We start from the raw sequence: 17,444 nt of genomic DNA, 5'->3' as shown, positions 1-17,444 counted from the left end.
CGGCGTTGACGTTGATGTTTCCGACGTCGCCGGTGATGCCGTTGGCCGCCAGCTGATTGAACGTGACATTCTGGTTGGCGTGCAGCGTCTGGCTGCCGCCGCTCTGCGCGGTCTTGAGCGTGATGCTGCTTCCGGTCGAATTGACCCCCAGCGTCGTACCTGCCGTCAGCGCGGTCCAGTCGATCAGGCCGGCGGCCTGGAGCGAGGCCGAACCGGTGGTAGCGGCCAGCGTCGTGCCGGTGATGGTCGTGGCCGCGGTTAGCGAGGCCGAGCCATTGGCTGCGACCGAGCCCGGCGTCGTGACGCCGCCGGTAACCACCGTCTCCGCCAGGATGAAACCATTGGCGGCGTTGACGTTGATGTTTCCGACGTCGCCGGTGATGCCGTTGGCCGCCAGCTGATTGAACGTGACATTCTGGTTGGCGTGCAGCGTCTGGCTGCCGCCGCTCTGCGCGGTCTTGAGCGTGATGCTGCTTCCGGTCGAATTGACCCCCAGCGTCGTACCTGCCGTCAGCGCGGTCCAGTCGATCAGGCCGGCGGCCTGGAGCGAGGCCGAACCGGTGGTAGCGGCCAGCGTCGTGCCGGTGATGGTCGTGGCTGCGGTCAGCGAAGCCGAGCCATTGGCCGCGACCGAACCCGGCGTCGTGACGCCGCCGGCAACGACAGTCTCTGCCAGGATGAAGCCGTTGTCGGCATTGACGTTGATGTTTCCGGCATCGCCGCTGATGCCGTTGGCGGCCAGCTGATTGAAGCTCACGTTCTGGTTGGCGTGCAGCGTCTGGCTGCCGCCGCTCTGCGCGGTCTTGAGCGTGATGCTGCTTCCGGTCGAATTGATCCCCAGCGTGGTACCGGCGGTCAGCGTGGCCCAGTCGATCAGGCCGGTTGCCTGGAGCGAGGCCGAACCGGTCGTCGCCGCCAGCGTCGTGCCGGTGATGGTTGTCGCGGCCGTCAGCGAGGCCGAGCCGTTGGCAGCGACCGAACCCGGCGTCGTGACGCCACCGGCAACCACCGTCTCCGCCAGGATGAAGCCGTTGTCGGCGTTGATGTTGATGTTTCCGACGTCGCCGGTGATGCCGGTGGTGGCCAGCTGGTTGAACGTGATGTTCTGGCTGGCATGCAGGGTCTGGCCGCCGCCGCTCTGCGCGGTCTTGAGCGTGATGCTGCCGGCCGTTGACGTCACGCCCAGCGTGGTGCCCGCGGTCAGCGTGGTCCAGTCGATCAGGCCGGCGGCCTGGAGCGAGGCCGAACCGGTCGTCGCCGCCAGCGTGGTGCCGGTGATGGTTGTCGCGGCCGTCAGCGAGGCCGAGCCATTGGCTGCGAGCGAACCCGGTGTCGTGACGCCGCCGTTAACGACCGTCTGCGCCAGGACGAAACCGTGATCGGCGTTGACGGTGATATCGCCGGGATCGCTGCCGACACCCGTCGCACTGAGCTGGTTGAAGGTCACGTTGCCGTCGGCATGAAGCGTCTGGCTGCCGCTGCTGGCGGCTGACCCGACGACGATGTTGCTGCCGCTGGTGGTTGCCCGTGCGGTAAAGGTGCCGTTGGCACCGGTGGCCGTGCCGGCCAGGACGCTATTCAGCGTCAGGTTGCCGCTGCCCTGCACGTCCACGCTGCCCTTGACGGCCGACAGCAGGCTCGCCTCGAGGTCAGCCAGCGCGCCGATATAGATGTCGCCATCGGTCGCCGTGGCGGCCAGGTATGGCGCGTTCAAGCTGATCCGCTGCGTCGATGTCCCGATGCTGTTGGCATTGAGCGCGACCCGGGCATTGGCGCCTGAGGCCACCAGGTTGGTCTGGCCGTCGGCGTTGCCCAAGATCGCGCCTGCGCTGACGCCGCCGGCTGAAACCACGATGGACGCCGCATTGCCGGCCGCCGCATAAGACGCCGACGAGTTGAGCTGGCCGAGCGTGGCATCCCCGGTGGTTGCCACGGTGATCACGCCCGCGGCGTTGATGGCGGTGTAGGCGCCCATGGTGAGCGAGGCCGAGGCCAGCGTCACCGCACCGTTGGTGCTCTGGGCGACGATCGGATCGGCGCTGGTGCCGGCCGTGAACGTGACCGCGCCGTTGGCGAGCAGTTGCATCAACCCGTCGCTGGTGATGTCGGCATTGATATTGAGCGCGCCAACCGGCGTGCTCAGCGTCATGGCGCCGCCAGCTGTCAGGACGCCATAGGTGCCCGTTGCACCAATATTCAGGTCGTTCGACGGGGCCAGGATCGTCATGGCGCCCGCTGAGGTGCCGGTGATCGCACCTGTGATCTTGACCTGGAGCGGCTGGGCCGTGGTGCCGTTGAAGCCGACATTGCCGCCGGCGCGCACGTCCAGCGACGCGCCCGCAATATGGACTGCGGTACGGTCGGTAAACTGCGGCTGGGCGTAAATGCTGCCGGTCGCCGCGAACTGGATCGCACCAGCGGCGGTGACGTTGCCGAGGACGAGATCGCCGGTGGTCTGTTTCAGATAGATGCCGCCCTGCGCCGCCACGACCTGGTCGAGCTGGTTGGTCGACGGGGTGGCGAAAGCGATCTGAAGGGCGTTCGGATTGTTCGCCGGGTTGGTTCCGGCTGCCGGCGCCTGGCCGATGCTGCCGGTTTCCGAGATCAGGGTGAGATCCCCGATGTTGCCGGAGATCACCGCCTGGTTGGCGATGCCCGCGAAAATGTCGCCGACGGCGTTGAGCTTGACATCGCCGCCCACGGTCTGCACGCCGTTGGTCTGTGCCGCCGTAATCGGACCGAACGTTGCGTTGGCGATACCACCCAGCTTCAGGTCGGACTTGCTGGCCAGATAGATGTCGCTCTGCACCTTGGCGGCAACGGCGTCAATCGGATTGAGAACGACGTAGCTCTGCTGCGACACGCTCACATTATACGTGATGACACCGGTCACCGGGTCGGTCGTCGGCGTCACCGTCAATTGCGACGGACCGGCCGAGGCCAGCAGGGCCTTCTGCACGTCCGACAACGTCGAGGAACCTGTGCTGCTGGTGAAGGAGAAGTTCACAGGCGTGGCCAGGTTACCGACCGAACCGCGCGGGGCGTACAGCATGACCTGCCGGCCGCTGACGTTCGCCGGCGTGAGTTCGCCGATCGGCGCCGGCGCCACAGCGGTGGCCGGATTGGCCGCGGCGCTCACGGTGTATTTGAGCTGGTCTTGCGTCCACTGCGAACCCGATGTGATCTGTGCGTAGAGCGTAGAATTGCTCGACAGCGAATAGCTGAAATTCGGGTTGTAGGCCGTGAGCGACACGGTCAAATCCGGCGCCGCCTGCAGGCTTGCATTCGAGGCAAGATTGGCGCCGAACAGCGTCGTGAGCGAGTTCGATAGCTGGGCCGCGGTCTTGATGCCGAGCAGATATTCGGCTCGCTCGAAGCGTGTTGTCGCCTCGGTCATCATCTGGGTGGTCGTGACGTCAGCAGGATCGATGCCGAGCTTGGCCGCGACCTGGGCCTTGAGCACGGTGGTGCCGAGCGAAGTGAGCGCGTAGGTATTGCCGTCGGCAAAGGCCAGATTGCGCAGCTGCCAATAGTCGTTGTAGGCCGCCTTGATCATCGACTCGTAGGCGGTGACGGAGGCAGCAGCGGAGCCGCTCACCAGGTTCAGGTCCGTCCAGACACTCTGCAGGTGCGCGCTCTGCTCGGCAGTCAATCCGCCGGCCGACAGGCCGTTGAGGATGTTGGCGGTTTGCCCATCGGACGCGGCGGCCGCCAGGAAGACCGCGCCTCCGGAGGAAACCTTGCCGAGCCTGAGATCGCCGCTCGATTGCACGATATAGGTGCCGGTCGAGGACGTGCTGTCGAGAACCCCGCCGTCGACGCTGCCGTTGACCAGGGTCGTTCCGGTGGCCTTGACCACCAGCGGGTTGACGTTGGTCAGGACAGTCGCGCCGTTGCTGACGCTTGAAATCGCGCCAATTGCGCCGCCCGTCGAATTGATCTCGATCGATTTGCCGACCACGACCGGGTTGGCAAAATTGTAGGGCGAACCCGAATTGATGTCGCCGGTCGCCGACAGGAAAACGTTGCCTTGCGGTGCGCGGCCGGCGACCCCCGAATTGACCTTCACCTGATCGATCAGCAGCGATCCCTGCGCGGCGATCGCGATGTCGCGGTCAACCGTGGTTGCGTTCAGCCTGCCGCCATAGACCTGAACCGGCACCGGCGTCTTCGTTCCCGCGAGCGAGCCGATACCACCATCTGCCCTGAGCGTGACGTTGGTGCCGGAAATCAGCGGATTATTGGCGGTCGCACCGACCGTAATGGACGAATTGGCGCCCGTCGCGGTGACGGTCGTTGCGCCCTGCAGATTGTTGATCGGTCCATTGATCACGATGCTGGCGTCGGATGTCACCGCCACCGAGCTGGAACCGCCGCCGTTGAAGTGGATGCCGATGTCGTAGGAGGCCTTGACGGTGTTCGTCAACGTCAAGGTCAGGCGGTCGTAGATCTGCTGGTACCAATTGTACTGTTTGAGGCTGCCGCAGCATGCACCACTGCCGGTGTTGAAGTTGTTTGAATGGTAAGCGCCGGTCGCCGTGACGACTTCCTGGAAGTTGGCGGTCTGCAACTGTCCGGTCGCAACGCCGTTGACGACCTGCTGCACGTTCGAGACGAGGCTCGTGGTCTGTGTGTAGGGATAGGTCGGCGAGTTGGCCGAGACGCCGCTGAAGGTCCAGCCATAGTCGGCGGCAGTGCTGGTGACGGGACGCGTCAGCGTCGCGGTGTCGACCCATTGATAATATTGGTTGGCCAGCGGCTGGTAGACTACGCCCGAGGTTCCGCTGAGGCCGACCAGCATCCCGGAGTTGTAACCGCTCGCATTGACGCCTGCGGTCCGGTAGGTGCTGACCTGCTGTCCGCCCGGCGCCGCCGCATTGTAGACGTACCAGCTCGTCTGCTGCTTGAGCTGGTCGACGATCTGGATCACGCTCGCAGCGCTGACGCCGGTGTTGATCGTGTTGGTGACAAGCGTCGTTCCGGTCGTGTTGTTGACGGTAATCGTGCCGGCGCCGCCATTGACGATGATGTTGCCCTGCGCCGTGCCATTCGTGGACGTGCTGATGATCCGGCCGTTCAGGTAGACATAGCCGCCGGTGCCCTGCACCACGCTGTTCAGCACGATCTGGTCGTTCAGCACGTTGTACCGCGCGCCGACCTGCACGTCGCCGCCGTTCACCTTGGTCAGATACGGGGTCAGATCTAGATAATTGCCGTTCTGCGCATTGCTCTGGGCTTGGGCGAGCGACAGGCCCGCCAGCGTGCCGGCGCGCAGGCTGTCGATGACGTTCCTGGCGTTGGTGCCGATATTGACCGAATAGTTGCTGCTCTGTCCGCTCTGGATGGTTCCGTTGACGTTGAGCACCGACGCCGACAGGATGATCGCTTTGCCGATGGCAAACGCGTTGGGCGCTGCCGCCGTGAGGGTCGTCGCAGCGGTAATGGGCGTCACCGCCGCGGACTGGATGTTGATGACCTGGAAGAAGGCTGCGCAGCCCAAGCAATGGAACGGGCTTCCGTTGTCACCATACACGGTCTGACCGTCATAGGTGCTCTTCTCCCAAGGCCTGGTCGAGACGATGGCAGGATTGGCTCCCTCGATCTGAGCGAGGTTTCCAGGAATGCCCTCGCCTGCCGGCAGGAAGATCGCCGAGTAAAGCGAAACGCCGTCATAGAACAGATTGAGCATGCGCGCGGTGAACACCACGCTGTTCGGTACAGCAGCCGCACTGCCGCTGCCGCCGTTGCAGCAATAATGGGTATACGGTTTGTAGGTGCCGTTGCCGGCAATATAGACCTCGCCTGGAACGTATTGGCCGTACGTTCCGAGCCACGTCGCCGCCGTCATGACGGCGGTCAGCGTGTCAGTGGGCCTGAACTGGACGCCCGCCCACTGCGACGACACGACGCCATTGGTGTTGTAGATGCTGCCGACCCCGCCATTGAACGTGAAGGTGCCGTTCGGGACCACCACCTGGATCGTCGCCGCGTTGTAGGTCTTCGATGCGACCACGTTGCCGAGCGCGTTGGAGATGTTGAGCAGGCCGTTGAGGTTGGTGACCTCACCGTTGAAGTAGATGTCGGGCGTCTTGGTGAGCGGGATCCCGTTCAGATCTACGCCGAGGCCGGTGTTCGGGTCCTTGCGGTTATAGCTCGCGTTTACGGTGACGACCGGCGTCGAGCCAGTCAGATCCTGCTGGAAGGTGATGCCGGGCGACGTGGTGTCGGTCGCCGCACCCGTAAAGACATTGTGGCCACCGCTGACGCCGGTCACCGTCATCCTCGACACCGACATGAAGTTCAGGCCCTGGTTCTCGATGTTGATCGAGACGGAGTCGCGGGACGAGACACGCGGTGCGGCCTTGCCGGCCACCTGCGTGCCGCTCATCGTATCGGCCAGGATCGAGACGTTGCCGCCCGAGACCATGATATCGCCGAGCGCGATCGACGCGCCGGCGACGTTGGCGGCGAACGGCGCCTGCTGGATCAGCGTGTTGACCTGGCGCTGGATATCGCCGGTCGGATCATTGGCAGTGGCGATCGTGATGGTGGGATTGGCACCCGACAGCACCGTCTGCACGTCCGCCGTCGACAACCCGCTCAACGTAGCGATCTGCGAGACGATGGTCTGATAGGGATTGAACCCGTTGACGACCGCGTACTGGATGGTCTGGTGATTGTACTTCTTGACCGTGCTGAAATTGTTCGGATTGGAGACCAGTTCGAGGGTGAGCGCGTACGGGCTGGTCGTCGTTAGCGTTGGCACGTTGGCGCCAACCGCAATCAGGATCGATTGCTGATTGTAGATGCCGGCCACCACGACGCCGTTCTGCGAGATGTTGCCGCGGCCCTGGGTAGCATCGCTGTGGTTGTCGTGGTTCTCGGTGCTGAACAGCGTCAGGTATGGATTGTAATTGGTGCCTCTGCCATTCGCCGATACGGCGCCTTTGGTCGCTGCAAGCGAGACGTTGTTCACGCCAAGCACCTGCGCGCCGCCGGCGATATTCAGGTCGGTATAGCTGCGCGCCGTGGCCGTGCCGCTGTACACGGCGGTAATCGGGACCAGGGCCTGATTGTAGACCACAGTGGTCGCGTTGGCGCTCACTTGGCTGTACTTGCTGCCGTCGCCGGCCTGGCCGGCGGTGAGATTGAGCAGGCCCCACGCCAGCAGGGTCGTATCGCCACTGACGTTGACGGCCTGGTTCGCGGTCAGCGAGGTATTCGTGCTCGCGCCGGCGCCGGTGATGGCGCCGAACAGGTTCGCGTTGGCGTAGTTGTACGCGATCAGCGAGGACGCGGTGCCGATGAAGAGATTGCCGGCACTGAAGATCTCGGTCGCGTCGATGTTGACCGTGGCGTAGGCGTTCGCCGTCATGTTGGACCGGGCGCCACCGCCTGCAAACAGGCCGCCCGCGGTCAGGCTTACACTGTCGACGGTGCGCAGCGAGTTGTAGGCCTCGATGTTGACCTTGGCGGTCGATGTCAGGGGATCGTCGTTCAGGCTGAGGATCGTGCCGCTGCCGATATTCGTGGTGGCCCTCTGGGTGACGTGGGCGTCACTCACCGTCGCGGCGCCCGCGGCCACGCCGCCGGACCCTGCCCGCGCTCCGCCACCGAGTTGATTGACGATGTCGTTGGAGATGACGAGCATGTCGCCACCAGCGGAATGGATGATCAGGTTCGATCCGACCCCGGCCGTCGTGGTCGAGGTGATATTGTTGGTCGCGTTGCCGCCGCTGGCGCCGGCAAAGGATGCCTGGAAGGCGTCGCCATTGCCGGCATAATTTGTCTGGTGCTGGGCCTGGATATTCAGCCCGCCGAGGTAAAGCGTATTGGACGTCGCGTTGCCGTAAAGGTTCGCGCTCGTCGTCGCGGTGTTGTTGATCAATGCGACCGCCGCGGCGCCGGCGATGGTGCCGCCCGAGCCGGCCGTCGCGCTGGACGCAAGGCTGTCGGTGCCAACCGCGGTGATCTGCAGGATCCCGATATGGTTCGCGGTGGTGATCGCCCCTGCCCCGAGATAGGCATCCGTGGTGGCGTTGGATGTGACCTTGCTGATGGTCGCGCCCGCCGCGATATAGCCGGCCGCGATACCCGTCGCCGTCGCGTACTGGTTGCTGTCGTTCTGGGCGGCAATGATGAAGTCGCCGTCCGGCAGGGTAATTCCTGTCCCGCCATAGGCGCTGACCGTCGAGTTTTCCCTGGTCTCGGCGTAGCTGCCCTGGACGCCGATCAGCGATCCACCGCCGCCCGCGATCGCACGGGCGTAGATGCCGTTGCCGCTGCTCGGCGCCAGCGCCATGGCGGTGACGGAAACGTCGCCTCCGGTGAAAGTGGTACTGTTGCCGACGCGGGAGGTGACGTTGAGCGACGAACTCGCCAGCGCCACGGAGACACCGATCGCGCCGCCGCCGACTGCGACACCCAGCGAAGTCGCCGAGACGTCCGGCGTCGCCGAAGCCGATACCAGGGTGCCCAGGCCGGTTGCGGAGGTGGTGATCGCGGCACTATTGCCGATCTCCGCCAGCACCGTGGAGTCTTCCTTCGCGGTCGCGGCCGCGCCGGTGCCGGAGACGATACCGCCGGCAACCGCCGTCGCCGACGCCGACAATTCGCCGGCTTGGGACGCCGTGACGGCAACCGTCGAACTGCTGACGCTGGCGTTATCCAGGATCTTGGCGGCGACCGAACTGGATTTTGCGGTGGTGGCGATCGTAACGCCGACGGCCGCGATGCCGCCGCTACCGCCGCCGGCCGTTGCCGCCTGGGTGGAGGTGTCGCGCGCGCTCACCTGGACGCCGTTTCCGCCCGTTCCCGTCACCGTGCCGCCGAGCTGCGCCGTCACGGTATTGCTGACATTGCCGACCGCCACGGCCGCCTGGGCGCCGAAATACAGCGACAGGCCGCCGGCAATGGATTCGGTGTCCACGGTCTTGCCCGCATACGGCCCGGTGGTGGCATCCTTCACGACAGCTGCGACGCTGACGGTGGGGGCCGAGACGATGGCGCTCAGATTGGCCAGAACGCTGCTGTTGACGGTGGTGTATCCGATACCGGCGCCGACGCCGACATTCTTGCCGAAACCGGCGCCGAGCAGGAATTGCTGCGCGGCGTTGGCGCTGGTGGCGCTGACGTTGACCTGGGTGCCGGTGACGTTGCCGCCCGCGATCTGTGCCGTGACGCTGTCATTGCCACCGGTCAGCACGGTGCTGACGTCATATGTCGAAGTGGCGTTGGCGCCGCTCGGATTGCCGGCCGTACCGCTCGCGACCGCGCCGCTGCCCTGGCTGGAATTGGTTCCAGCATTGGCGGCGGTGATGGTGCCGCCGAACTGTCCGGTCTGGTCGCCCTGCGTGTCGGCATCCGCCGTGTTGGTGCCGATCAGGATGACGCCAATCGCCGCGCCGATGCCGACCGAACTGCCGGCGCCCACGGTCACGGCATAGGACTGCACTTCCTTGATGCTCTGGGCATTGACGTTGATCGCCCCGGACGAGTTCAAATTGCTGTTGCGGGTCTCCGCGGTGGTCTGGCTCTTGAACACCAGCACGTTGGCGGCGGCGCCGACGCCTACCCCCCCGGTAGCAACCGACAGCGCGCCTGCGATCTCCCGGATGTAGACTTCCTCGTTTGCGTTCACGGTGACCGCGCCCGCGGCGGTGCCGGTCGGCGACGTCAGCGTGGTGTCGTAGATGCCAGCAATAGTGACGTTGTTGGCGATCTCGATGTTGGCCATGCCAGCGACAGCCCCGCCGCCGGTTGAGATCGCGCCGCCGACTGAAAACGCCTGGAAATCGTTGATCGTTCTTGCGTCGACATCGAGTGCACCGCTCAATTGCAAGGCCGTGGTATGGGCCGCGCTGTTACCTCGATAGTGGAATTCGTCGCCGACGTAAGCCAGGGTTTTGTTCGAACTGACCTGGACCAGGAAGGCGGCGCCGATCGCCACGTTGCTTCCATAGGCGCCGGAGCCGTTGGCGGACGCGATACCGGTGCTGTTCTTGGCCTTGACGGACAGCGACGAGGCGGTCAGGGAGCCGCCATCGACATAGGCTTGCGTGGTGGCATTGAAGACGTTGAGCCCGACCGAACCGCTGTTGAAGCCGACCGCGACGGATGACGCATGCTGCTCGGCATTGGCCTTGACCGTGACCGCACCGACCGTCGGGGAGATCACGCCGCCCACGTTGACGGTGCCGCCGACTTCGGCGTTGGTGATATAGGCGAACGTTTCGCGCGACATCGTCGTGCTGATGATGGTCGCGCCGCCGCCCGCGGTGCCGGTTGGCGCCACGATGCCGAGGCCGAACGTGCCGGAGTACGAAATGCTGCTGGCGGCGACGTTGATCTGCGGCGCCAGGGTGGAACTGGTCAGCCGCGTGTCGATGCTGGCGCTGTCGATATAGGCACTGGTCGTGCCCGACATGACGTTGATGATCGGGTTGATCATGATCGAAACGCCGGTGCTCGCGGCAAGGCTGGCAACGTTGGCGACGACCGCCTGATGCGAGCTGGCGTTGACCGAAAGGCCTCTCACCGATTCACGCGTTTCGCTCAGGTCGGGCGTGTCGTCGGTCGGCGCGCTGAACGCACCGAGGTCGAGCGCGTGCGCGAGTGTGCCGGTATTGACCGAGAACGGAACCACGGTCTGCGAACTGTTGCCGCGCGCATCGACCTTGGTGGCCGATCCGCTGATATAGGCTGACGTGTTGCCGGTGATCTTGTTGGTGACGAGCGAACCCGCGCCGCCGGCAGCCCCCTTGGAGATGGCAAAGGCACCTGCGAAGACCGCGGCATTGTCGGTGTTGTTCGCTTGCACGGCGATGCTGCCGTCGGCGATGACGTCGGCGCCGCCGGTGATGCTGGCGGTGACGTTCGTGCCCATCAGATTGGTGGCGACCGATCCGGCGAGACCGACCTGCGATGAGATGGCGACACCCACCGCAACCGTCGAAATCGTGGCGTCCGACTTGGTCGAAACGCCGACATTGCCGTTCGAAACCACCTTGGAGCCGGTTATCCCGGCGCTCAAATTGTTCGAGATGTCGCTGTAGACGAGCGCAAGGCCCGCAGCACTTCCTTGCGTCGATGCGCCGGCCACCGCCGCAGTCCCGGTGATTTTCGAGGTGTCGTTCGCGGTAACAAAGAGACCTTTCTCGGCCGTAACCGTCGAATTCGTGGTGTTCGACTGCGCGTTGCCGATCGAGGCCGTCACGGTATTCTGGATCGAGTTGATCGACAATCCGCCGACGCCCGAGAACTGGCCGGTGGAAAGGCCGAAGCCGATCGCAACGGACTGGATCTCCGAGGAGTCGCTCGCGGTCACCGAGACGGTACCGTTGGTCGAAGTCAGCAAGACACCTGCGATGTAGGCCGAATGTGTCGTCGCGATATGGTCGTACACCATCGATGCGCCGACATTGTTCTTGCCTGCCTGGATAATGCCGGCGACCGCAATGATAGCGGCACCCGGTGCCGTTGGACTGCCTGCCGTTCCGCCGTTCAGCGCCTGGTAGCTGAAATCGACGCAGTTTTGCTGTCCGCCGGTGGTCGAGCAATTGTCGGACGCGAGCTGGTTGGCGTTCGAGGCTTTGACGAGATTGGACAGCGCGGTGTCGAGCGATGCAATGGCGACGCTATCGGCGGTCACAATGACGTTGCCGGTGACCGTGATGTTAACGGTGGCACTGCTGCGGATATAGGCCATCGTCGACGTCGTAATGTCGGTGACGACGATGGCACCGGCAGCACCATTGCCCCCCGCCCCGCCGGATGCCGCGCCTGCGGCGATCACGCTGGCGTTGTCTCCAAGCACCGTAAGCGTGTCGTAATTGTTGATCGACGTCCCGCGAATATGCGCATCGACCGCCGTCCCACCGGTCGGATCGCCGATGGAGGCATAGGTAAATCCGGCGCCGACCCCGCCCTGGCCGCCGGCCACATAAAGCGAGCCGCCGCCGATCGCGATGTTGCTGGTCTGATAGGCGTCGACCTCGACCGCGCGAGACGTGCCGCTGGAGACGCCGTTGAGGGTCGAATTCTGGATGTAGGCGTTGACGCTGTCGGTGATGATGCCGACCGACAGCGCGATCGCAACCGAATTGGCCCGGGATGCGGCGATGCCGATGGCGACGACTGTTTCCGATCCGCCGTTCAGTGCCTGAACCGACACCGCCGCATGATTGTTGATGGTCGTGTTGTCGATATAGGCCACCGTGGCGTTGTTCGACATGGCGACCGCAATGGCGCCCGCGACCGCAACACTTCCCGATGCCGCGGATCCTGCGAGGTTGGCCGCAGCGGAGCCCGAACCGTTGTTGAGGACCGTGTCGTTGAGCGCCTGGACCAGCGTGCTCGCCGCTGTGCTCGACCCCGTGAAGCGGTTGATGGTCACACCGGTGACCGATGCTTTCGTTCCCAGCGAGACGTCGCTGATCGACGAACTGCCCGCGATGTCGATGGAGAAGCCATCACTTGACGCGCCCGAGGACTGGCTGATCCTGGCCATTGCGATCCCGACACCATCGGCTCCGCCTGTCGCGGCGGCACCGACGGCTCCGGCCTTGTTGGCAAAGTCCGAGACCGACGGCTCGGAGATCGCCGCAGCGATCGAAGCCGCTGTCATACGTCCGGAAGTCGTCGCGCTGACTGCCAGATGGTCCACGGCAATCGTGCCGTTGCCTCCGCCGGTACCCGAGAACGGATCGTTGGCGCTAAAGGGACCCGGCGTGATGTCGCTCTGATTTTCTCCGATATAGGCGGCCGTATCGGTGTTCGCTCCGAGATAGGCGACGGCGATACCGACCGCGGACGCGCCGCCGAGGGAGACCGCACCGGCGATCGACAGCATCGACAGATCCTGCGCCGCATGGACGTTGACAGTCGGAGAAGACACGTGGGCGCCGATGCCGATCGATGCATGCGTCTTGTTGCTGACCAGCGCGATCGACGTGATTCCGTTCAGCGACAGAGCGCCCGCAGCCTTGCCGGATGTCGGCGCCACACCGAAGAACAGGTCGGTTGTGACCGCATCGATGGAAATGTTATCGGCGGAGCTTAGCGAAGCCCCCGAGGCAACGCCGGCGATGGTGTTGCTGGAGAACTGAACGAGGTTGAGTGCGCCGCCCAGCGAGGAGCCACCGGAGGTATTGCCCGGGAGAAAGCCCAGCGTGCCGACATTCCCGGCGGCATTGATCGAACTCGTTGACGTGTTTGCCGCGATGGCCAGGGTCGCGTTGAAGTCCTGCGTGCCGCTCCAGGTCGACGCCGACCACGCGCCGTTGCCGCAGGTCGCGATGCTGCAGGTGGCGTTCAGGCTCGCTCCGGTCGCGACCCACGCGGTCGTGTTGTTGTTGACCATGAAATTGTTCAGCGAACCGGCAATGCCAACCGTATCGCCGGCATCCGAGGTCGCATTGGCGTAGCTGGTCAGGATATTGCCGCCGACGCCGAGATTGCCGTTGAGATGGCTGATCACCTCACCGAGTCCGGCCCATTGCAACCAGGTGTTGGTGATCGGTAAATAGGTGTTCGCAGTGACGCCGATGTTCGGCGCGTTGATCAGCGTACCGCCACCGATATAGGCGTTGGAATTGTGGTTGAAGGTGCCCCATGCGACGGCCGCGCTGATCGCGACGCCCTCGCCGGCCGACACATCGGACGTAATCGCACTGGCGGTCGCATTGCTGCGGACGCCGACGTCGATGACATTGCTGACGACAGCGACATTGCCATTGGTGTAAATGCTGGGTGCGCCGCCGCTCGGGTTTTGCTTGATCGCGGCCGTCGCATTCTGCGTGCTGTTCGCAAGCGACATCGCCCCCGCAGCCTTGAAGTTGAAGCTCGCCGAGACCAGCGGGCCCATCATCGCAAAGATCATGCTTTGCGGCGAGACGGTCGTAAGAATCGCTTCCTGCAGGGCGCCGACCAGGGCCGGCGTGCCGACGATGGTCGAGGCCATGGTCGAGTTGAGCTTGCCGTTGGATGTCGCCTCGACGACCACCGAACCGTTCAGCCGGTTGGCGCTGGTGCCGAGCGAGGCTCCCAACAATGCCGTAGCCGAGGTCGTGATATCGCTGATCGCCAGCGCTCCGCCGACGCCGCCGCTGGCGCTGGGCGTGCTCAATGCGACGGACGTCGCCGACGTCGAGAAACTGTTGTTGTTCAGCGCACGCACCGCGAACGTGTTGCCGCCCGCGTTGACCGTCCCGACGCTGATGTTGGCGCCGGTTGCAACGTTGGCCAGGGTCGATACGGAAACCTTGGAATAAGCGACAGTCTCCACAAACTGCGCTGAACCTGCCGAGACGGCAGACACCTTCATCGTCGCGTCGTTGGTGGCAAGGATGGACAGGTTGCTACCGGCGGAAATCGTCGCGCCGGATGCCACGTTGGTTGAAACGTTCGCGTCGATCTTGCCGACGACCACCGCCGCGCTGAACGGCATGAAGTTCACGAGCCCCGCCAGGACCGGATCCTCCGCCAGCTCTGAGCCGTTCGCGCTGATCAAAACCCGGCCGGTGCCGTTGATGTTGGCGTGGCTGTTGATGTTCACCGTTGCCGTCGCACTCGCCGCGACGTAGCCGCCATTGAGGCCGAGCAACGCCGGCGCAACGCTTTCGCCGACGAGCGCGAACATCCCCAGGATTGAGCTTGTGAAACTCGATACGGCGGTCGAGGTCGCGTTGATCGTAATATGGCCGCCCGTGATCTGACCGTCGATCGTAATTCCCGTCACCGCGGTCGCCTGGCCCGACAACCTATTGTCGCTCGCACTCGCGTTGAGCGTGACAGCACCGCTGGTGAAGGTGGAGCCGCCGAAATTGACAGCTTGGGCAAGGATCTTCGATCCCTGGGCCATCGTGATCGTCGGCGCGCTCAACGTGACGTTCCGCGAATTGGCCTGCGAATTCTGCGAGGCGTTCAGCGAGCGTGAATCGATGACCGCGGTCGCGTTCAGGGTGATCGAATTGTTCGCCGAAATCTCGAATGCGCTGGTTCCGGAAAGCGCCAGCATCAACGAGGCGATCTGGGTGTTGTTCACGAACCCGGCGCTCCCGGCACTGGGGTCGGCCGAGCTGCCGATGATGACGTTGTCCTGGTCGAAGGCAAACGCGGCGGCGCCCGCGGTGATCTGCGCGCCCGACGTAACGTTGAGCGTCCGGGCCTGCAGCGCGACCTTCATCGTGCTGCCGGCGTTGATCACCGCATCGGCGTTGAGATTCAATGTGTTGGCCTGAGCCGACAGCAACAAGGTTCCGGAGCCGTTTACCGCCGCGATGTATCTGACGACCATCAGGTTCGACAGCAGGCCGCCCTGGCCGCTGTTGGCGGCGACGTTGCCGCCTGTCAGCGAGCTGCCGCCAACGGTGAGCGCGCTTTGGGCGAAGAAGAAACCGACAGTGCCCGCGCTGATGCTCGCCCCGGTGTTTACGCTGATCGATGGGCCGTTGAAATTGACGTACCGCGACGGATCGGCGGCAATGACGGCCGTCGATCCCACGGTTATCGAGGCCTGATCGGTACTGAAGGCGAGGTAGCCACCTCTAACGGTACCGGATACGTCAATACCCGAACCGGCGCCGAAGGCATTCATGATGACCCGGCCGGAAGTAAAGCTGGTAGCGTTGGTGCCCGTGGTATTCACCGCCTGCGCAAGGACCTGGCCGCCGCTGTCGATGTTGATCGTCGGTGCGGTGAATACGATGTTGTCCACCGAGTTGGCATTCGAAACGGCGCCGGCCATGCGGCGGCCGTCGACAACGCCGGTGGAATCGACCGTGATCCGCGACGACGCGCTGAGCGAAAGAGTGGCGCCGCTGCCGACAGCGCCGGCGTAGCGAGCGATCGTGGCATTCGACACAAAGCCGGCCGCGGCGGTATTGGCGCTGGTGCTGCCATTGCCGACGATCATATCGGCGGTACTGGAGAGAACCACCCGCGACGCAGTAATCTGCAGTGCAGTGTTGGTCAAAACCTGAGCGCCGCCATTGCTGGCGGCATTGATGTTGACCTGGCCGCCAGAGGTAGTCGAAGTCAGAGCAACGGTATCGCCCCTGACATAGCCGCCCGCCAGCAGGTTCAGCGTCGGCGCATTCAGCGTCACATTGACGGTGGTACCGCCGTCGACGACGCCGTTTCCATTGATCGTGATCGAGTTACTCGCCAGAAGCGTGAACGTGCCGGTGCCGTTGAGCGCGGAGATCGCGGCGGCGACCGTGGCATTCGACATGTTGACACCGGCGACACCGGTGGCCGCGCCGACAACGATATCCGTCGGATCGAGGATGAGCTTGCCGGCATTGCCGTTAGGCGCGGCAACGTTGATTTTGACGCCGCTGGCGATGTCGACGATGCCGTTGGCGCTCAGATCGACAACAGCCGCGTTACCCGTGGCGGAGCTGGCGTTGATCCGGGCGCCGCTCTTCACGGTCAGATCGCCCGTGGTCTTCAGCGTGATGTTGCCGGCGTCGCCCGTCTTGCTGGCGGTGCTCAGGCTGGCCGTCTTGCCGAGCTGGATGTTGTTTCCGGCAGTGACCGTGATCGTGCTTGGCGTGGTGGTGCGGCTGCGCGCCGTCAGCCGTCCGGAGATGGTTGCGTTGTTGACCGCGCCAATATGGATCGATCCGTTGCGGACGGTGATGGCGCTGGCGCTGCGCAGGCCCTTGGAATTGACCGAGGCCGCGAATTTGGAGGCGTGTTCGTGGTTGACCCGCTCGCGCTGGCTCCTGCCGCCGCCGACGAAGACGTTCTGGCCAGTAAGCCGGACACCGTCCGCGGCGTTGATGCGGCCGAGAATCCGGATATTGCCGTCCGGCGAGATCGGGAATGAGCCATTCATCAGGCTGCTTACGGCAGCATTGTTGATCTGCCCCGAGGCGCCGATGATGCTGTCGGTGAATTCCTTCGACGGCGTGGAAACGTTCAGGCTGCCTACATTGACGACGCCGGTCTTGCCGACCACGAAGCCGTAAGGATCGGCGAAGTAGACGTTGCCGCCGATCTTGCCGTTCGAATAGGAGTTGAGCGTGCCGTTGACGTAAGCCGGCGCGTCCCGGACGATATTGATCAGGTTCTGGCTGCCGTTGGGCACCTGCAGGTTGACGGTGTTGCCCTGCCCCACGCCGAACTGCGAAAACGAGTTGAACGCGTTGGCGCCGGATACGGTGGTCGTAGTGATGTTGGTGACATTGCCCGACGTCTGCAGGCTCGTTCCCGTGCGACCGTCGGGAATGATCACGTTGGCCGTCTGCGCCCGAAGGCCAGTGCCGAGCAACGGCAGGATCGTCATCTGCGCAATGCAGATCAACGAGACGAAACGCAGGCGCGAGAACCTGCGCAACGTCAAACCACCCTCGCTTCTGGCTGAGAGCGGCATACGCATGTCAGCTCACCTTCGCTGGTGACAAGAGCGAGCGACCGGCGGCCATGCGTCGGGTTGATCC

At 64.2% G+C, this 17,444-nt stretch carries 1 protein-coding gene; it reads right to left on the bottom strand.

What is annotated here, in order from left to right:
* A partial coding sequence (locus JQ611_RS39335) for a leukotoxin LktA family filamentous adhesin (RefSeq protein ID WP_212468592.1) occupies nt 1-17,383 on the bottom strand: 17,383 nt, incomplete at its 3' end.
* Nucleotides 17,384-17,444 lie beyond the last annotated feature (61 nt).

Source organism: Bradyrhizobium sp. AUGA SZCCT0182 (assembly GCF_018130185.1).
GTDB lineage: Bacteria > Pseudomonadota > Alphaproteobacteria > Rhizobiales > Xanthobacteraceae > Bradyrhizobium.
This window is presented reverse-complemented; position numbering and strand designations above follow the sequence as displayed.